Raw genomic sequence first — 17871 nt, 5'->3', positions numbered from 1 at the left:
AAGCCGTGATGAGCACCGTGCACGACGCCGAGCAGCGCCCGTCCCCCGCACCGGACCCCGTTCCCCGACCCGGGCCGCGCCGGGTCCTCACCCTGGCCCAGCGGGAGAACCGGGCCGGAATGGCCTTCGTCTCCCCCACCGTCCTGGTGGTCGCGGTCGTGGTCGTCCTGCCCATCGCCTGGACCGTGCTGCTCGCCTTCCAGCGCGCGCGGCTGGTCGACATCCAGGGCATGGGACTGCTGTCCAACTGGACCCTGGACAACTTCGCCGAGGTCTTCACCTCGCCCGGTTTCTGGACCTCGCTGTGGACCACCCTGGTCTACACCGTGGGCAGCACCGCGGGATCGATCCTGGTCGGGCTGGTCGCCGCCCTGGCCCTGCGGCGGCCCTTCCGCGGCCGGGCCCTGTTCCGCGGCTCGATGCTGCTGCCCTACGTCGCGCCCGTGGTGGCGGTCACGTTCGTCTGGGAGATCGCCCTCAGCCCGCAGTTCGGCATCGTCAACGAGTGGGGCGCGAACCTGTTCGGCTGGGACGAGCCGCTGGCCTTCCTGTCGACCCGCTCGCACGAGGTCTCCATCCTCGGCTGGCACTTCGAGGTCCCGCTCGCCCTGCTGACCGTCATCGCCTTCGAGATCTGGCGCTACTTCCCGTTCGCCTTCCTGTTCCTGCTGGCCCGGCTGCAGGCCGTGCCCGCCGGGCTGGAGGAGGCCGCGACCGTGGACGGCGCCACGCACACCCAGCGCTTCCGCCACATCCTGCTGCCCCAGCTCATGCCGGTGATCGCGCTGCTGTCGGTGTTGCGCTTCATCATGACGTTCAACAAGTTCGACGACGTCTACCTGCTGACCGGCGGCGGCTCGGGCACCGACGTCGTCGCGGTGCGGGTCTACGACTTCCTCACCGCCCGCTACGACGTGGGGGCCGCGGCGGCCCAGGCCCTGGTCCTGGCGGTCATCCTCGCCGGGCTGCTCGGGATCTACTTCACGTTCTTCGCCAAGAAGGTTCAGGAGGAGGCGTCATGAGCCGCGCGCAGACCGAGCAGAGGATCTTCGGCGTCCTGCGCTGGATCGTGATCGCCGTCCTCGCGGTCGTCACCCTGTTCCCCTTCTACTACATGCTCGTGCTCTCGGTGAAGCCGATCGACGAGCTGCTGCTCGACCCGGGCCGCATCTGGGTGAACCTGTCCGAGCTCACGTTCAGCACGTACCAGAACGTGCTGCAGTCGGTGGAGGACGGCGGCCAGGGGTTCCTGAGGATGCTCGGCAACTCCGCGCTCGTGGCCGTGGCGACCGTGGCGCTGACCCTGCTGGCGTCGATCCCCGGCGCCTACGCGGTCAGCCGGATGCGGTTCTTCGGCGGGCGCCAGGTCAGCGCGGTGTTCCTGGCCGTCTACCTGTTCCCGGCCACCCTGCTGGCGGTCCCGCTGTTCGTGATGTTCGCGAAGATGGGCCTGCAGGGCAGCCTGTTCGGGCTGGTCATCGTCTACATCGCGCAGACCGTGCCGGTGTCCATCTACATGCTGAGGAACTACTTCGTCACCATCCCCAAGAGCGTCGAGGAGGCCGCCGCGCTGGACGGCTGCTCGCGGCTGCAGACCGTGCGCCGGATCGTGCTGCCGCTCGCCGCCCCCTCCCTCATGGCGACCGGCCTGTACGTCTTCATGATCGCCTGGAACGAGTTCCTGTTCGCCCTGCTCTTCCTGGCCGCCGTCCCCGACAGCTGGACGGTCTCGCTGGGCCTGCAGCAGCTCGCCAACGGCATCGAGGTGCCCAAGACGGTGCTCATGGCCGGGTCGGTGGTCCTCACCATCCCCGTGGTAGCGCTTTTCTACGCCGCCGAACGGCTCCTCACCGAGGGTCTCACCAGCGGGGCGGACAAGGGCTGAGGCCGGGAGAGACGTAGCGGATGGCAACCCCCCGGAGCAGCGCGGGCCATCTCCTGGAGCTGATCCGCACCGGGCGGGCGCGGACCCGGGGGGAGCTCCAGCGCGTGACCGGCCTGTCCCGGTCGACGGTCGGCCAGCGGCTGGACCTGCTCTTCGCCGCCGGCTGGCTGCGCGCCGTCCCGGGCAGCCACTCCACCGGGGGGCGTCCCTCCGTCCTGCTGGAGTTCGACGACCGGCACGCGGTGGTCCTCGCCGCCGACCTGGACACCACCCGCGCCCGCGCCGCCGTCCTGGACCTGGGCGGCGGCGTGCTGGCCGGGGACTCCTGGGACCAGCGGATCGAGGACGGCCCCGAACGCGTCCTGGACCGGCTGGCCGTCCGGTTCGCCGGCCTGCTGGAGGAGACCGGGACCGTTCCCGGGGCGGTCTGCGGGGTGGGCCTGTCGCTGCCGGGGCCGGTGGACACCTCCTCGGGCACGGTGGTGCGCCCGCCGGTCATGCCCGGCTGGGACGGCCACCTGATCCCGGAGCGGATGCGCCACCGTCTGCACCTGCGCGCCGGCGTGGACGCCGCCGTCCCGGTGCTGGCCGACAACGACGCCAACCTGGCGGGCCTGGGCGAGCAGCGCGCGTCGTTCCCGGACTGCCCGGTGTTCGTGCTGGTCAAGGTCTCCGACGGGATCGGCGCCGGTGTCGTCGTGGAGGGCCGGATCCTCCGGGGCGTCGACGGCGCCGCCGGGGACCTGGGCCACGTCCGCCTGCACGACCGGCCGGACGTGCGCTGCGTGTGCGGCTCGTACGGCTGCCTGGCCGCGATCGCCGGGGGCCGCGCCCTGGCCGGGCGGCTCAGCGCCCTCGGTGTCCCGGCCGGATCCGGCGCGGACGTCCGCGCTCGTCTGGACGCGGGCTGCCCGGACGCCGGGAGCCTGGCCCGCGAGGCCGGGCGGCGCTGCGGCGAGGTGCTCGTCACCGTCGTCACCCTGCTCAACCCGGGCGTCCTGATGATCGCCGGGGATCTGGCCGAGACGCACTTCGTCACCGGGGTGCGCGAGCTGCTGTACCAGCGGGCGCTGCCCCGGGTGACCCGCGACCTGGAGATCGTCACCTCCGCCCTCGGTGAGCGGGCCGCGCTCGCCGGGGCCGCCGCGATGGTGGTCGAGCACCTGTACGCCCCCGACCAGGCCGACGCCCGCCTGGCGGCCCTCCGTCCCCGCCCGGCAGGCGGGAGTGGCGCGTGAGCACTCCTCCCCGGCGTGTGAACACCTGTTCTTGATGCGTGACTCCCCTCCCCGGCGTCCGGCCCCGGCTCCGGCCCGCCATCGGACGGTCCCGCCGCCGGACGGTCCCGCCGCTGGACGGTCCGCCAGAAAAGGGATTGCGGTCCGCCGATCTGGGCCGCGATGCTGGCCCCCATGCTGATCAGGACTGCCACCGACGACGACTGGCCGGCGATCTGGCCCTTCCTGAGCGAGATCGTCGCGGCGGGTGAGACCTTCACCTGGGATCGCGACACCGGCGAGGAGCGGGCCCGCGCGATGTGGCTGCTGAGCCCTCCGGGGCGGACGGTCGTCGCCGTCGACGCGGCCGGGACCGTGCTGGGCAGCGCCAAGATGAACCCCAACCACATGGGGGGCGCGTCGCACATCTCCAGCGCGAGCTTCATGGTCGACCCCCGCCACTCCGGGCGCGGCGTCGGGCGGGCCCTCGGCGAGCACGCGCTGGACTGGGCACGTGACCAGGGCTACCGGGCGATGCAGTTCAACGCGGTCGTGGAGACCAACACCCGGGCGGTGGCGCTGTGGACCTCGCTGGGGTTCGAGGTGATGGCCACCCTGCCGGAGGGCTTCGAGCACCCGGCCGAGGGATTCGTGGGCCTGCACGTCATGTACCGTCTTTTGTGACCTCTCCCGCCACGCTTACCTCCTTCCCCTTCCTCCGGTACGGCTGATGCCCTCCCTGGACGTCCTCCAGTGGGTCGTGCTGGCCGTCGCCCTGTTCCTGGTGGGCTTCTCCAAGACCGGTGTGTCCGGCGCCGGGACGGTCGGGATCGCCCTGTTCGCGCTGGTGCTGCCGACCAGGGAGTCCACCGGCATGCTGCTGCCGCTGCTGCTCGTCGGCGACCTGGCCGCCGTGGCCTCCTACCGGCGCCACGCCGACTGGCCCCGGCTGGTCAGGCTCTTCCCGTGGGTCGCCGTGGGGGTGGTGATCGGTGCCGGCGTGGTGCGCCAGGTCGACGACGCGCAGATGAGGCGGCTGCTCGGGACGATCCTGCTGGTGATCGTCGTCGTGCACCTGTGGAACCGGCGGCGGGCACCGGAGGACACGCTCGTCCACCACCGCACGGTGGCCGCGCTCGCGGGGGTGCTCGCCGGTTTCGCCACCATGACGGCCAACGCCGCCGGACCCATCATGTCGATCTACCTGCTGGCGGCGGGCCTGCCCGTGCTGGGCCTCCTGGGCACCGGCGCCTGGTTCTTCCTGACGGTCAACGCCTTCAAGGTGCCGTTCAGCGTCGCCCTGGGGCTGATCACCCCCTCCACCCTCGTCTTCGCCGCGCTGGGCGCCCCGGTCGTCCTGGCCGGAGCCGCCGCGGGCCGCGCCGTCATCAGCCGCATCGACCGGACCCTCTTCGAACGGATCACACTGGGCCTGACCGTGCTCGCCGCGGTACGCCTGCTCCTCTGAGACACCCACCGCTCCGGGGCACCACGCCCCGGGTCCCGGGCACCAGGCGCGCGGTCCCCGGGCACGGCGCCGGTCAGGTCTCGCGGCTCCCGCGTATCCCGCGCAGCACGAGGTCCAGGCCGCCGCGGAACTCCTCGTCGGCGTCGACGAGCCGCGCGTGGGCCGCGGTCTCGGCCATGTACGGGAACTCCTCGCGGGGCAGTCCCGCCAGGGCGGCCGTGCCGGGGCCCGAGAGCGAGGCCAGGTGGTCGAGCTGGATCGCGCCGACCACGTAGCTCAGCAGCCCGCGAAGCGCGACGACCCGGGCGGGGCCGTCCACGCCCGCCTCGGCGAGGACGCCGAGCACCGCCTCCGACCAGCGGAGTATCCCCGCGGAGCGGTGCCGGTGGGTCATCGTCAGCGGTACGACGCCCGGATGGGCACCCACGTGGTCGCGCACCCTGCCGACCAGTACCGCGACCCGTTCACGCCACGACGTCCCGGGCGGCGGCGAGAGGTCGACGCCGCCGAGCACCAGCTCGACCACGAGGCCCTCCAGCTCCTGCCGGTCGTCGACGTAGCGGTAGAGCGCCATCGTGCTCATCCCGAGCTCCGCCGCGACCGCGCGCATCGACAGCGCCGCGAGGCCGTCGCGGTCGATGACGGCGAGGGCCGCGCCGGCGATCCGGTCCCGGGTGAGCGAACGTGGTCGTGGCATGACGGCTGAAAGTGTACGACATACGCCTACAATGGTAGGCGTATGCCGTACACCTACACCGGGAGTCCCCATGCGTCTCCAGCCCGGCTCCGTCGTCCCCTTCCGTGAACTGCCCGCCGTCACCGACCCCGCCGGCTCCCCCGGCTCCCCCGGCTCCCCCGGCTCCACGGTCCCCCTGCCGGATCCCACGCGCCTGGTCCACCTGCAGTTCCGGCGCTTCGCCGGCTGCCCGATCTGCAACCTGCACCTGCGCTCCTTCGTCACCGGGAACGCCGCGATCGAGGCGGCGGGCATCCGCGAGGTGGTGGTCTTCCACTCCCCGGCGGAGGAGCTGTCCGGGCACGTCACCGGCCTGCCGTTCGCCGTTCTCGCCGACCCGGGCAAGAGGCTGTACGCGGAGTTCGGCGTGGAGTCGGCTCCCCGCGCGCTGCTCGACCCCCGGGTGTGGGGGGCGGTCGTCCTGGCCGTCGCGCGCGGCCTGTGGACGGTCGCCCGCGGGAGGGAGCGCCTGCCGGCGCGCCGGGTGCACGGCGGGCGGCTCGGCCTGCCCGCCGACTTCCTGATCGCCCCCGGCGGCCGGGTGATCGCGTGCAGGTACGGCGAGCACGCCTACGACCAGTGGTCGGTCGCCGAGGTGCTCGCGCTGGCGGCCCGCGAGGGCCGGACGGAGCCGGCCCCCTGACCTCGCCGGGCCCGGTGACCTCGATCTCCGGGCGCCTGCCGGTCCGGCGACACCGGCCTCCCAAGACAGGCCGGCCCCGCCCGGTGACACCGGTTCCCAGGCGCGCGGACCGATCCGGTGGCGACGGTCCTTAGGTGCCCCGCTCGGACCGCTCGGACCGGTCGGACCGCTCGGACCGCTCGGACCGGTCGGACCGCTCGGACCGGTCGGCCTGGTCGGACCGGTGGCGTCGGTGGCGGCGTACCAGTGCGGGCAGCCACGGCGCGATGCCGACCGCGGCGAGGATGGACAGCAGCGGCACCCGCCACCACCACGAGACGCTCGCCGGGGGCGGGCCCGGCGGCGGTACCACCCACGGCCGCGCCGTCTTCGACCAGGCCAGGAACGCGTCGCCGACCGGGAGCAGGCCGAAGGCGTAGCGCTTGGTCCACGGGGTGCCGACCGGCAGACCGGCCAGCTCGCCGTACCCGGCCAGCGCCCCGGCGAGCGGCGCGTCGCCGTGGATCTGTGCCGCGCCGAGGGTGACCACGGTCGCCGACAGGCTCACCCCCAGCGGGAGCGGGCCGGAGTCGACGTCGGCCGGGCCGTCCATGCCCTCGGGGTACTCCCGGACGGCGGGTCCCAGGCCCAGCGGGAAGGTGACGTACCGATCCCGGAAGCGCAGGTACTGCCCGGCGGCGAAGGCCGGGTCGATGTCGGGCAGGAACCGGTGGACGATGCTCTGCGAGGTCCCCCTGGCCACCTCGGCCGGCTCGCCGGTGCCGGGGTCGGCCCGGTGCGGGATCAGCCCGGTACGCGGGTCGAGCCGTCCCCGCACCCCGGTCAGCCACCGCTCGGCCGTGCCGGCGAACCGGGGCGGCAGCAGCGTGTCGTGCAGCCGCAGCGACGCCATCGCCACGGTCGAGTCGACCGGCCACGCCTGGCCCGGGTAGGCCTGCAGGTACGGTGACGCCGAGGCGTCGAACGCCCCGGCGAGCGCGGCGGAGTCGTCGGCGAACCGGCGCGCCTCGGCCGGGTCGCGCCGCCCGGCCGGTTGCAGGCTCAGCACCCCGCCGCGAAGCCAGTTGCTCCAGCCACGGTGGAAGACGCCGTACGGCGGGGTGAGGTCCGCGCTGAACGGGGCGCGGCCGGAGGGCGACTCCAGCCGCTCCAGCGCCCAGCGCGCCTCCCGCAGCGCCGTCGGCCGCTCGCCGGCCGGGTCGCGTGCTCCCAGCTCCACCCAGGCCAGGCCGTACAGGACGTGCAGGAAGAAGTACCCCTCGGGGAACAGCCGCTGCGCCTCGTCCCCGGCGCCGCCGTCCAGCGCCGCGCGCAGGAACGTCAGCTGCCGCCGCACCCCTGGCGGCTCGCCGGTCGTCCCTGCGGTGGCGGGCACGACCAGCCGCACCGCTCCTGCCAGCGCGCAGAGGCTCACCGCGACGGCGAGCAGCCGCCGCACCCACCGCGCCGTCCGGCGCCTTCCCGACGGCGGCTCGATCATCCGTCGATGGTAGCGCCGGGCACGTCGGGGACGGCCCTGCGCCGACGGGAACGGCCGCGCCCGCCGCCGGGGCGTCCTCGTCCGGCATTCGATCGGCGTCACGATGCCCGAAAACCGGGTACCGACCCTCAATAAACAGATTCCCGGCGATCGGACACGAACGAAAACGCGGTTCGCGCTCTTCCGAATATCGGTATCGCGCCGCCGGGCGGAAAAGGCCGAAACGCGCCCGTCTCACAGGGTGGACGATCGCGTTCGACGCCTCCCACCCGCGCCTTCCTTCCGCAGCCCCTCCGGGGCACCTCCATCACGCCAGGCCCACCGCGATAAATCCGGCACGGCGCGGCGACGGAGGTCCGACCGGAACCGCACGGCAATATCCGAAAAGGTAACTATTTGCCTTTACAAGTTTCATGACGATGAGTAATAACTGTTGACAGATCGCTAAAGAATCATCTCGTCAACGTTCTGTGACAAATGTTACAGAACGCCTTACTCGCATCTTTATAATGTGATCATTGCCGATGAGTCGTCCATGGAGGACGTATCCGTACCGATCGGAGTTCATCGGAATGCAGCTCAGGCGAAACCTCTCCCTGCTCGCCGCGTGGTTCCTCATCGCGGCAGGCCTGGTCGCCTCTCCCTCGGCGGCGTCCGCCGCCGAACCACCCCCCGACAAGGACCGCCCCCACGTCGTGTCCGACGTCTTCCCCGGAGCCAAGATCGGCGAACGCGTCGGTCCCAAGGCCATCGCGTCGAGCGAGGCCACGGCGGCGGCCAGCCCGCAGCTGGTCGCCTGCGACGGCGACGGCGTCAGCGGCAAGCGGGTCGAGGTGCTGTACGTGCGCGAGGCGACCATGCCGAACCGCTACACGCAGTTCCTGCCCATGTTCCGCGCCTGGCTGGCCAACGCCGACGACGCGTTCAACGACGGCGCGGCCACCTCCAACCGCAGCAGGCACATCCGGTACGTCACCACTGCCGTGTCCGGTGGCTGCGCCGCCGTCGTGCGCAACCTGGTCGTCCCCGCCGGTTCGCTGGTCGACTTCAACGCCAGCATCAGCGCCGTGCAGGCCCTCGGCTACACCAGCAACGACCGGCACTACCTGATGCTCACCGAGGGCACGGCGGTCTGCGGCGTGGGCCAGATCCAGGGCGACGACCTGACGACCGGTTCCGGCAACCTCAACAACGGCCGCGCCTACGCCCGCGTGGACGCCGTCCCGGGCTGTTTCGGCGCGAACGCCATCGCCCACGAACTGGGACACACCTTCGGGGCCGTGCAGATCAGCGCGCCCCACTCCGACGGCAGCTGGCACTGCCTCGACCAGTGGGACCTCATGTGCTACGGCGGCACACCCACCTGGAGCTGCCTGCAGTGGAACGACTACCGGCTGCCCGACTGCAACCGGGACGACTACTACAACGCCGCCCCCACCGCCGGGAGCTACCTGGCCACCCACTGGAACACCGCCAACAGCGCCTACCTCATCGCGGGCGGCACCGCCGACAGCGATCCCCATCCCAAGGTCGGCAACACCTACGTCATCACGAACGCGTCCACGGGAGGCGCGCTCGAACCCATCGGCGCCTCCACCGGGACGCTGACCGAGCTGAGCCAGCGCACCCGCGTCGACACCCCCAGCCAGAAGTGGCTGATGGGCTACACGACCGGCCTGCAGTTCATCAACGTCGGAAGCCGGCTGTGCGCCGACAGCGCCTACAGCGGCACCACGCCCGGCACACCGCTCCTGCAGTACGTCTGCGCCGGTCAGGACGGCATGCGCTTCGCCTACCTGCAGACCGGCACGAACACGTACGCGATCTTCGACTGGCTGTCCGGGCTGGCGCTGACCGCGGGCAGCGCGTACCCGGCGCCGGTCACCCAGGAGACCTACACCGGCGCGACCAACCAGCAGTGGGTGTTCAACCAGGTCACGGGCATCACACCGACCAACAACAGCGTCTACTACCTGCAGGGCCTCGGCAGCCGCGACAACGCCGAGCCCGTGGGCGGTTCGACGGCGTCCGGCGCGCTGGTCACGCACAGCGCGCCGACCACCGCCACCAGCCAGCGCTGGCAGCTCCAGGCCACCGGCTCGTACTGGAAGCTGGTGAACGTCAACAGCTCCAAGTGCCTGGACCTCGTCACGGCGAGCACGTCCAACGGCATCCAGATCAGGCAGGCGACCTGCGGCAGCGCCAACAGCCAGCAGTGGACCCTCAAACGCGTCGCCGACGGGACGTTCTACCTGGTCAACCGCCACAGCAGCAAGGTGCTCGACCTGCCGCCCGGCAGCGGCACCACCCTCGACCAGCAGACCATCACCGGTAACACCGACTCCGGTCTCGGCATCGTCGCCGGCAACCAGATCTGGTACCTCAACCCCGTCTGATCCTTCCGGCCCTTCCGGCCCCGTCCGACCTCGTACGGCCGCCCGGCACCTGTCGCCGGGCGGCCGTCCGCGGACCGGCCACGGACCGTCCGCGCCCCCGCTCGCGGGACGCGCACACCGTCACACCGTCACACCGTCACACCGTCACACCGTCACACCGTCACACCGTCACACCGTCACACCGTCAACCGGACCGTAGCCGCTCGTGCAGGAAACGGCGTTCGGCGTCGGTGGGCGCGAGGTCGAGCGCCACGCGGTAGGCGTCGGCCGCCTCCCGCGTGCGGCCGAGGCGTCGCAGCAGGTCGGCCCGGGTGGCGTGCAGCAGGTGGTAGCCCTCCAGCCGCCCGTCCGCGACGATCTCCTCCACCAGGGCCAGCGCCGCCCCGGAGCCTTCGGCCATGCCGACCGCCACGGCGCGGTTCAGATCGACGACCGGGCTCGGCGCGATGCGCGCGAGGTGCGTGTACAGGCCGACGATCTGCGGCCAGTCCGTCAGGTCCGCGGCCGGCGCGGTGGCGTGGCACGCCGCGACGGCCGCCTGGAGCTGGAACGGCCCGGCCCGGCGCCGGCGCAGCGCCCGCTCGCAGATCGCGGCGCCCTCCGCGATCCGCTCCCGGTCCCACAGCGAACGGTCCTGCTCGGCCAGGGTGACCACGTCACCGGCCGCGTCCGTGCGCGCCGCCCGCCGGGCGTCGTGCAGCAGCATCAGCGCGAGCATGCCCTGCGCCTCGGGCTCGTCGGGCATCAACGCCGTCAGCACCCGGGCGAGGCGGATGCCCTCCCGGCACAGCCGGTCCTTCTCCGGGTCCCCGTACCCCTCGTTGAACAGCAGGTAGAGCACGTGGAGCACCGCGGGAAGGCGGTCCGGCAGCAGGTGCGCGGGCGGTACCCGGAACGGGATGCCCGCGTGCGCGATCTTCTGCCTGGCCCGGAAGAGGCGCTGGCCCATGGTGCGTTCCGGCACCAGGAACGCCCGCGCGATCTCGCCGGTGCTCATGCCCGCCAGGCTCCGCAGGGTCAGCGCCACCTGGGCGTCGAGGCTCAGCGACGGATGGCAGCAGGTGAACATGAGCTCCAGGCGCTCGTCGGGGATCTCGCCGTCGCTCGGGTAGGGCGGTGGTTCCAGGTCCACAGCGGCCGCCTTCCGCAGCTTCGCCGTCTCGGTCGACGCGCGGCGCATCCGGTCGATGGCGCGGTTGCGCGCCGTGGTGGTCAGCCACGCCAGCGGCTGATCCGGTACGCCCGACTCCGGCCACCGCTGGAGTGCCCGCGCGAACGCGTCCTGCGCGCACTCCTCGGCCAGGTCCCAGTCGCCGCCGGTGAACCGGATCATGGTGGCCACGATCCGGCTCCAGCCGTCGGCGTAGATCCCGGCGATCCGGTCCTTCAGATGATCCGTCGCCCGCGTCGCCGATCCGTCGTCCGCGTCATTCATGTCATTCATGTCATTCATGTCATTCATGTCATTCATGTCATTCATGTCGCCCGCGTCATCCGCGTCATCCGCCTTGGCCGCGTCGTCCGCCTTGGCCGCGTCGTCCGCCGTGACCGCTACTCCTCGTCGTCGGGCCAGAACGGCCGCAGCTCGATCATCCCGTTCCAGGCCATCGGGTGCCTGGACGCGACGTCGATGGCCTCGTCGAGGTCGGCGCACTCCAGGACGTCGAAGCCGGCGATCTGGTCCTTGGTCTCCGCGTACGGGCCGTCGGTCAGCAGCACCCGGCGGTCGCGGACGCGAACCGTGGTCGCGTCACCGGCCGGCCGGGTGCGGTTGCCCATCAGCCGGATCCCCTTGCCGTCCATCTCCGTCACCCAGTCCTGGACGTCCGGCGCGCCGTCGTCCTGGCCGGGCGTGTACGCCGGGTCGGTGCACACCAGCATCAGATACTTCATCGTGTCGCTCCTGTCGCGGAATCGGCGGTGGTCCTGGCGGTGGCCGTGGTGATCTTTTCTCGGCGCGCGGTGATCGGGTCCATGAGCGTTCCCCTCTCCTTCGTCACCCGGATGACGAACGGGAAGGGCTCTCCACTACGGGCCGCGTCAAGATTCTTTCGGCCCCCGGCCCCCGGCCCCCGGCCCCCGGCCGCCCCGGCCCCCGTCGGCGGCGGTGTCAGGGGCGGTGCAGCCAGTCCAGGAGATCCGGCGGAGCCAGCCGGGCCGCCCGCTCATGGTAGCGGCGCAACTCGTCACCGCTGAGGGATTCGCGGCCCGCCCCGGACGTGCCGCGGCGGAAGAACGCGGCGGCGTCCTTGAGGACACCGGCGTGGTCGGGTGCGAGCTCACCGGCACGGGAGCGCATGCTGGCGAAGGTCGCGGCCTCGACCAGCGCCGGCCACTCCTCTTCCGGCACCGTGACGCCCAGCGACCGGGCGAGCCCGCGCATCTCGCCGTCCAGGTCGCCCAGCAGGTCGTCGTAGTGCACCAGGACGACGTTCGGCTGCCGGGTACGACGTGCCCAGGCATCCGACAGGTGCGCCATCACCCCCGGCAGGGAGTCCATCTCCTCCATGGGGGAGACGTCCCTGTCCACCCAGCGGAGCAGCCATTCACGCAACGGCGGCCTCGGCCGGGGTGGCCCGGACGGCTCCGGGCCGTTCGTGAGCACGCGGATGCGCTCACGGTCGAGGTTGCCCGACTGGTGGTAGAGGGACACGGCCATGTCGAGCGGATGACGGGCCACCACGATGTAGGTGGCCCGCTCGTCGACCGGGATCCCGTCGAGCGGTGTGTGCGTCTTGACGAACCTGCGATGCCGCTGGGCCTCGAGACGGGCGTACACCTCGTCCTTCGGGACGATGAGGTGGTCCAGCCACGGCGAGATCTCCACCAGGGGGCCCGGCGGCACGGGGGTCCGGAAGACCAGGAGCGCGCAGATCATCTGCATCCACGTCGTGCCGCTCTTCGAGCGCGTGCTGATCACGATGTCGCCCCGCCGGAACGGGAACCCGTCCCACCGGGCGCTGTCCTCCTCGGGGGAGGTGTACCGCACAGGTTCCTCGGACATTCCTCTTCTCCTTCCTGGGGATTCGACGCCCCCGCCCGGCATGCGCATCGGCCCCTCGTGCCGGTGACGCCCCACCGCCTTCCGGCCGTACAAGATCACGTTCTTGTATCCTGTCGCGGCGATTCGGTCACGTCCATCGGAAATCACCCGTACCGCGGATCGTGAGGCCCACGCGCCGGACGCGGCCGCCTCGGCGGGACGGCCCCTCGGGACGCTCCGGCGCCGTTCAGGCCCGGCACCCCCGGGACATCTCGTGAGCACACCGGCGAACGCCGACTCGGACGACGTGAGGAACTCCCCGCCCGCTTTCGCGGGAACGAACAGGGAGGTGAATCGCCTTCGCTCCGGCGCAGAAATGGCCCTTCTCGCGACCGGAGACGAACGAGTGGTCACGTCGGCATGACGGGAGCGTTTCACCCGGCCGAGTTCCACCGGCGCGCGGCTGTATGAGGCGGGGTCACCGTATTCCGCTGCCGTACGGCAAATGTGCAGTAACTTAACGGCGGCGTGAAGCGTCACACACGATGAACGGCAATTGATCCATGGAGAAAGGGCCGCTCATGTCCCTACCGCTCAAGTCCGGCGATCCGCACCGGCTGGACGGGTACTGGCTGGCCGGACGCCTGGGCGCGGGCGGTCAGGGCGTGGTCTACGACGCCTACCACGACGACGACGGCACGCGTGTGGCGATCAAGGTGTTGCACACCGCACACGACACCCATCTGAACCGCATGGCCAAGGAGGTGGACGCCGCCCGGCGAATCGCCTCGTTCTGCACCGCCAGAATCCTGGACGCGCGCCTGGACGGACCGCGTCCCTACATCGTCAGCGAGTTCATCGACGGCCCCAGCCTGGAACACGCGGTGAAGGACGGCCGCCGTTTCGGGGACGACGAGCTGCACCGGCTGGCGATCGGGATCGCCACCGCGCTGGCGGCGATCCACCGCGCCGGTGTGGTCCACCGCGACCTCAAGCCCGACAACGTCCTGCTGGGGTCCGACGGCCCCCGGCTGATCGACTTCGGCATCGCCCGTACCGCCGAGATGTCCCTGACGCCCACCGGCCCGCCCATCGGCACCCCGCGTTACATGGCACCGGAGGTCTTCCACGGCAAGCGCGCCGGTACCGCGGCCGACGTGTTCGCCTGGGGGGCGATCATCGTGTTCGCCGCCACCGGAACACCCGCCTTCCCCGGGGACTCGGTTCCCTCCATCTACTACCAGGTTCTGAACCACGAGCCGGACCTGAACGCGCTGCCGTCGAGCCTGCGGCCGCTGGTGGAGGCGGCCCTGGCCAAGGACCCCGCGGACCGCCCCGCGGCCACGGAGCTGCTGGCCGCACTGGTCGGCGGCTCGGCCGCCTTCGGCGACCTGATGACCGCCGCCAGCGCCCAGGCCGGACTTCTCGGGCGGGGAGAGTCGATCGATCCGGCCCTGGGCACGGTCGCCGAGGACGCCTACGCCCGCCTGACGCCCGAGGAGCGTGGCATGGTGCCGGAGGTGTTCCTGCGGCTGGTCGCGCTCACCGACGGCGGGGACCTCAGCCCGCGTACGGCGTCGCTGGAGGAGGTGCTGGATCGCGCGTCCCCCGAGGAGGAGCAGGCGGTGCGGCGCGTGCTGGCGGCCTTCGGCCAGATCGTGTCCTGCGCCGACGGGCGGGTCGTCCTGACGCGACCGGCGACGCTGCGGGCCTGGCCACGCCTGCGCGACTGGGTGCGGGAGGCCCACGACGGCCTGGTGGTGCACCAGCGCGTTCGCCAGACCGCCCGCACCTGGGCCGAACACGGGCGCAGACCGTCCGACGGGTTGAGCGGGCGGCACCTGCAGGAGGCGCTGGTGTGGGCGGCCGCCGGGCACCGGCACCTGCGGCTCAACCGCCTGGAACGTGACCTGCTGGACGCCGGCACCGTCGCACAGGCTCGTGTCACGAGGCGCCGCCAGCTGTTCACCGGGGTGCTGGCGGTGTTGCTGGTGGTGTCCTTGACGGCCACGGCGCTCGCGGTGCGGGCCCAGCGGAACGCCGACGAGCAACGGGATCTGGCCCTGTCCCGCCAGCTCGCGGCGCAGAGCGAACTCACCGCCGGCGACCCTCGGCTGTCGGCGTTGCTGGCGGTCACCGCATGGCGCGTCGAACAGACACCGGAGGCCCGCCTCGCCATGCTCACCGTACTCGGCAGACCCGACCGCGCGGTCCTCACCGGCCACACCGACTCCGTCGAGTCGGTGACCTTCAGCCCGGACGGCCACACCCTGGCCACCGCGAGCGCCGACGGCACCGCGCGACTGTGGGACGTGCGGACGCGCAGACCCATCGGCACTCCCCTTACCGGCCATGTCAACGCCGTCGAATCGGTGGCCTTCAGCCCCGACGGACGCACCCTGGCCACCGCGAGCGGCGACCGCACCGTGTGGCTGTGGGATGCACAGACGCGCGAACCCGACGGCGTCCCCCTCACCGGCCACACCGGCGCCGTCTCCTCGGTGGCCTTCAGCCCGGACGGACGCACCCTGGCCACCACAAGCGGCGACCACACCGTACGATTATGGGACACACAAACCCGCAAACGCATCGGCATCCCCCTCACCGGCCACACCAGCGCCGTCGAGTCGCTGACCTTCAGCCCCGACGGACGCACCCTGGCCACCGCGAGCAAGGACAGCACAGTGAGGCTGTGGGATGTGCGGACGCGGGAACCCGTCGGTATTCCTCTCACCGGCCACACCGATTTCATCTATTCGGTGGCCTTCAGCCCGGACGGACGCACTCTGGCCACCGCGAGCGGCGACCACACCGTACGGCTATGGGACACACAAACCCGCGAGCCCCTCGGTGCTCCCCTCGCCGGCACCAGCTCCGTCAATTCGGTGGCCTTCAGCCCGGACGGACGCATCCTGGCCATCGCGAGCGGCGAGCACACCGTGAGGCTGTGGGATACACAAACCCGCGCGCCTGTCGGTGCCCCACTCACCGGCCACACCGGCGCCGTCAATTCGCTGGCCTTCGCCCCGGATGGACACACCCTGGCCACCGCGAGCATCGACGGCACCGTGCGACTGTGGGACACACGAACCCGCGCGCCCGTCGGTGCCCCACTCACCGGGCACACCAGCTTCGTCTTCTCGGCGGCCTTCAGCCCCGACGGACACACCCTGGCCACCGCGAGCGGCGACAGCACCATGCGGTTATGGGATGCGCGGACGCGCAAGCCCGTCGGCGCCCCCCTCACCGGCCACACCGACACCGTCGAGTCGGTGGTCTTCAGCCCGGACGGCCACACCCTGGCCACCGCGAGCAAGGACGGCACCGTGCGACTGTGGGATGCGCGGACGCGCAAGCCCGTCGGCGTCCCTCTCACCGGCCACACCAGCTTCGTCTTCTCGGCGGCCTTCAGCCCCGACGGACACACCCTGGCCACCGCGAGCGGCGACAACACCGTACGACTGTGGGATGTCGGTTTTCCGGCCGATCTTCCCGGAGCGGTCTGTGCCGTCGCCGGCAGTTTCATGACCGCCGACGAATGGGAGTTCTACGCCCCCGGAGTCGCCGCCCGGACGGTGTGTCCTTGAGCCGCTGGCATCTCGGCCGCAACGCGATCCGAGCGGGAGCGCGAGCGGGACGGAAACCTGTCCCGGCCGACACACTCGATGAGATGCGGTGACGTGCCCCGCGAGTCCCGCCTGTTCGCGGGAACCGTCATGTCGTGCGGCGGAGGTCGGCGACGAAACGGAAGCGTTCCAGGACCACCGGGGTGGTGTCGTCCACGGCGAAGGTGGCATCGCCCAGCGCCGAGCGCATCTCCGGGCCGTGCCAGAACCTCTCATGAGCCGCACGCCACTGCGCGACGGTCGCGTGTCCCTCACCCTCGTCCACCGCGTGGGCCGTGTCCACCTCCCCCAGTGGCACCACCCGAACACTCGTCACCTCGATGACCGCCACGGGCCGGTCCGCGGAGTCCACCACCACGGACCGCTCACCGCTCTCGGGCAGCGGCGCCCCTTCGCGCTCGTACTCGACGACCAGACTGGTCGTAGCGATCTTGCGGCCGTCGAGGATCGCGGCGACGAGCCGGTCGCGCAGCGGGCCGGGAAAGGCGAACTCCGCCTTCGGCAACGACGCGAGATCGATCGGTGTGCTGGAGTCGGACGTCATGCCGCATCACTCTAACGACCATGTCGTCGTTCTCCGCCGTGATCGAGATGTCAGGGAACACGGGACCGCACCTGGGGAACCTCGCCCCGCACGTCGCGAGCCCCGTCGTCACTCCCCTGTCATTCGCCGGGCAGCAGGTACCGCCAGGAGAGCACGAAGAGCGCCCCCGAGCCGGTCGTGAAGAGTGACCGGCCGTGCTCCTGCCCGGCGGGCAGCGCCTTGGTGATCGCACTCACCGCCGCCCCCTCGATGTCCTTCTGCCATACCGGGTCCACCGTGCCCGTAGGCTCCGGGACCCCCGCGGGCCACGGCTCAGGCCTGCCCTCCGCCGACGGGGTTCCTTCGGCGGCCATTCGGACGCGGTCGGCGACATAGTCGGTGCCCGTGGCGGCGGCCCGGGTCGCCAGGCCGTCCATCAGCTTCCTCGCGTCCGAGAGTTCCTTCGGGTAGAAGTCCGCGACCTGTTCCAGGGCCGGGACCCGCACCTCCAGCATCGTGCCGTCCTTCCCGCGTACCGCGAGGACGGTGGTCGGCACGTCCGTCACCATCGGCGCGCCCGGCCGGGGCTCTGCGGTCGGCGGCCGCCCGGCCAGATACGTCTCCATCGACGCGACCGTCTCGTCCACCTCGGCACCGGTGAGCCTCAACCGCCTGTTCGCGTCAACGATCAACAGGCCGTCGTCGTACACCACCACCCTCGGCGGGCGCAGCACGTTCGTGGTCGGGGTCACGAACCCGCCCTCGGCCCCCCACAGGGCGACCGGCTTCGCCGGTTCGTCGTCAGCCTGGGTCGCCGACATGTCCGGTTCCACTCCTCCACAGGCCGCTGCCAGGGACAACAACATCACGATCAAGGTCATTCGTAGTCTCATGCCCGGAAGACGTACGTTCTC

General features: G+C 71.7%; 15 protein-coding genes. 8 read left to right on the top strand and 7 right to left on the bottom strand.

Annotated features, from left to right (window positions below; all coding sequences use genetic code 11):
• Window positions 1-8: 8 nt before the first annotated feature.
• From ACLQ2R_RS13760 to ACLQ2R_RS13740, 5 genes are all read left to right on the top strand, one after another.
• Entirely contained in the window at window positions 9-1022 is a 1014-nt protein-coding gene (locus ACLQ2R_RS13760; protein ID WP_425959860.1) for a carbohydrate ABC transporter permease, read from the top strand.
• On the top strand, window positions 1019-1885 hold the full coding sequence (locus tag ACLQ2R_RS13755; RefSeq protein WP_425959859.1) for a carbohydrate ABC transporter permease: 867 nt from the start codon (window positions 1019-1021) through the stop codon (window positions 1883-1885). The genes ACLQ2R_RS13760 and ACLQ2R_RS13755 overlap by 4 nt, the downstream gene beginning before the upstream one ends.
• A 20-nt stretch (window positions 1886-1905) precedes the next feature.
• Window positions 1906-3123 carry an ROK family protein gene (locus tag ACLQ2R_RS13750; protein WP_425959858.1) on the top strand — a complete coding sequence of 406 codons (1218 nt, stop codon included), beginning with the start codon at window positions 1906-1908 and terminating at the stop codon, window positions 3121-3123.
• Between the two features lie 174 nt (window positions 3124-3297).
• Complete coding sequence (locus ACLQ2R_RS13745) at window positions 3298-3786, top strand: GNAT family N-acetyltransferase (protein WP_425959857.1); 489 nt, start codon at window positions 3298-3300, stop codon at window positions 3784-3786.
• 46 nt (window positions 3787-3832) lie between these two features.
• Window positions 3833-4570 carry a sulfite exporter TauE/SafE family protein gene (locus tag ACLQ2R_RS13740; protein WP_425959856.1) on the top strand — a complete coding sequence of 246 codons (738 nt, stop codon included), beginning with the start codon at window positions 3833-3835 and terminating at the stop codon, window positions 4568-4570.
• Between the two features lie 73 nt (window positions 4571-4643).
• On the opposite strand, the gene ACLQ2R_RS13735 is transcribed toward ACLQ2R_RS13740, so the two are convergent.
• Window positions 4644-5267, bottom strand: a complete 624-nt coding sequence (locus ACLQ2R_RS13735; RefSeq protein WP_425959855.1) for a TetR/AcrR family transcriptional regulator — start codon at window positions 5265-5267, stop codon at window positions 4644-4646.
• Window positions 5268-5337: 70 nt separating this feature from the next.
• On the opposite strand from ACLQ2R_RS13735, the gene ACLQ2R_RS13730 reads away from it, so the two are divergent.
• Entirely contained in the window at window positions 5338-5949 is a 612-nt protein-coding gene (locus ACLQ2R_RS13730; protein WP_425959854.1) for a peroxiredoxin-like family protein, read from the top strand.
• A 130-nt stretch (window positions 5950-6079) separates the two neighbouring features.
• Here the strand turns inward: ACLQ2R_RS13730 and ACLQ2R_RS13725 are convergent, their stop codons facing one another.
• On the bottom strand, window positions 6080-7429 hold the full coding sequence (locus ACLQ2R_RS13725; protein WP_425959853.1) for a hypothetical protein: 1350 nt from the start codon (window positions 7427-7429) through the stop codon (window positions 6080-6082).
• Between the two features lie 572 nt (window positions 7430-8001).
• Here ACLQ2R_RS13725 and ACLQ2R_RS13720 point away from each other — a divergent pair.
• Window positions 8002-9825 carry an RICIN domain-containing protein gene (locus ACLQ2R_RS13720; RefSeq protein ID WP_425959852.1) on the top strand — a complete coding sequence of 608 codons (1824 nt, stop codon included), beginning with the start codon at window positions 8002-8004 and terminating at the stop codon, window positions 9823-9825.
• A gap of 184 nt (window positions 9826-10009) precedes the next feature.
• Here the strand turns inward: ACLQ2R_RS13720 and ACLQ2R_RS13715 are convergent, their stop codons facing one another.
• From ACLQ2R_RS13715 to ACLQ2R_RS13705, 3 genes are all read right to left on the bottom strand, one after another.
• Window positions 10010-11269 carry an RNA polymerase sigma factor gene (locus ACLQ2R_RS13715; protein WP_425959851.1) on the bottom strand — a complete coding sequence of 420 codons (1260 nt, stop codon included), beginning with the start codon at window positions 11267-11269 and terminating at the stop codon, window positions 10010-10012.
• A gap of 107 nt (window positions 11270-11376) precedes the next feature.
• A complete protein-coding gene (locus ACLQ2R_RS13710; protein WP_425959850.1) occupies window positions 11377-11718 on the bottom strand; it encodes a YciI family protein in 342 nt (113 codons plus the stop codon).
• Between the two features lie 217 nt (window positions 11719-11935).
• Window positions 11936-12829, bottom strand: a complete 894-nt coding sequence (locus ACLQ2R_RS13705) for a sulfotransferase domain-containing protein (protein ID WP_425959849.1) — start codon at window positions 12827-12829, stop codon at window positions 11936-11938.
• A 560-nt stretch (window positions 12830-13389) separates the two neighbouring features.
• Here ACLQ2R_RS13705 and ACLQ2R_RS13700 point away from each other — a divergent pair.
• Entirely contained in the window at window positions 13390-16395 is a 3006-nt protein-coding gene (locus ACLQ2R_RS13700; RefSeq protein ID WP_425959848.1) for a WD40 repeat domain-containing serine/threonine protein kinase, read from the top strand.
• 127 nt (window positions 16396-16522) lie between these two features.
• Here the strand turns inward: ACLQ2R_RS13700 and ACLQ2R_RS13695 are convergent, their stop codons facing one another.
• Window positions 16523-16978, bottom strand: coding sequence for an ASCH domain-containing protein (locus ACLQ2R_RS13695; protein WP_425959847.1), 456 nt, complete (start codon window positions 16976-16978; stop codon window positions 16523-16525).
• Between the two features lie 119 nt (window positions 16979-17097).
• Window positions 17098-17778: a hypothetical protein gene (locus ACLQ2R_RS13690; protein WP_425959846.1), complete on the bottom strand. Its 681-nt coding sequence runs from the start codon at window positions 17776-17778 to the stop codon at window positions 17098-17100.
• Window positions 17779-17871: the final 93 nt, after the last annotated feature.

This window comes from Streptosporangium sp. DT93, assembly GCF_049844535.1.
Classification (GTDB): domain Bacteria; phylum Actinomycetota; class Actinomycetes; order Streptosporangiales; family Streptosporangiaceae; genus Streptosporangium.
This window is presented reverse-complemented; position numbering and strand designations above follow the sequence as displayed.

What these genes read in the sequence shown, in the direction of transcription:
- ACLQ2R_RS13760 (WP_425959860.1), top strand. Translation starts at nt 9, where the DNA reads ATGAGCACCGTGCACGACGCCGAGCAGCGCCCGTCCCCCGCACCGGAC.
- ACLQ2R_RS13755 (WP_425959859.1), top strand. Translation starts at nt 1,019, where the DNA reads ATGAGCCGCGCGCAGACCGAGCAGAGGATCTTCGGCGTCCTGCGCTGG.
- ACLQ2R_RS13750 (WP_425959858.1), top strand. Translation starts at nt 1,906, where the DNA reads ATGGCAACCCCCCGGAGCAGCGCGGGCCATCTCCTGGAGCTGATCCGC.
- ACLQ2R_RS13745 (WP_425959857.1), top strand. Translation starts at nt 3,298, where the DNA reads ATGCTGATCAGGACTGCCACCGACGACGACTGGCCGGCGATCTGGCCC.
- ACLQ2R_RS13740 (WP_425959856.1), top strand. Translation starts at nt 3,833, where the DNA reads ATGCCCTCCCTGGACGTCCTCCAGTGGGTCGTGCTGGCCGTCGCCCTG.
- ACLQ2R_RS13735 (WP_425959855.1), bottom strand. Translation starts at nt 5,267, where the DNA reads ATGCCACGACCACGTTCGCTCACCCGGGACCGGATCGCCGGCGCGGCC.
- ACLQ2R_RS13730 (WP_425959854.1), top strand. Translation starts at nt 5,338, where the DNA reads ATGCGTCTCCAGCCCGGCTCCGTCGTCCCCTTCCGTGAACTGCCCGCC.
- ACLQ2R_RS13725 (WP_425959853.1), bottom strand. Translation starts at nt 7,429, where the DNA reads ATGATCGAGCCGCCGTCGGGAAGGCGCCGGACGGCGCGGTGGGTGCGG.
- ACLQ2R_RS13720 (WP_425959852.1), top strand. Translation starts at nt 8,002, where the DNA reads ATGCAGCTCAGGCGAAACCTCTCCCTGCTCGCCGCGTGGTTCCTCATC.
- ACLQ2R_RS13715 (WP_425959851.1), bottom strand. Translation starts at nt 11,269, where the DNA reads ATGAATGACATGAATGACGCGGACGACGGATCGGCGACGCGGGCGACG.
- ACLQ2R_RS13710 (WP_425959850.1), bottom strand. Translation starts at nt 11,718, where the DNA reads ATGAAGTATCTGATGCTGGTGTGCACCGACCCGGCGTACACGCCCGGC.
- ACLQ2R_RS13705 (WP_425959849.1), bottom strand. Translation starts at nt 12,829, where the DNA reads ATGTCCGAGGAACCTGTGCGGTACACCTCCCCCGAGGAGGACAGCGCC.
- ACLQ2R_RS13700 (WP_425959848.1), top strand. Translation starts at nt 13,390, where the DNA reads ATGTCCCTACCGCTCAAGTCCGGCGATCCGCACCGGCTGGACGGGTAC.
- ACLQ2R_RS13695 (WP_425959847.1), bottom strand. Translation starts at nt 16,978, where the DNA reads ATGACGTCCGACTCCAGCACACCGATCGATCTCGCGTCGTTGCCGAAG.
- ACLQ2R_RS13690 (WP_425959846.1), bottom strand. Translation starts at nt 17,778, where the DNA reads ATGTCGGCGACCCAGGCTGACGACGAACCGGCGAAGCCGGTCGCCCTG.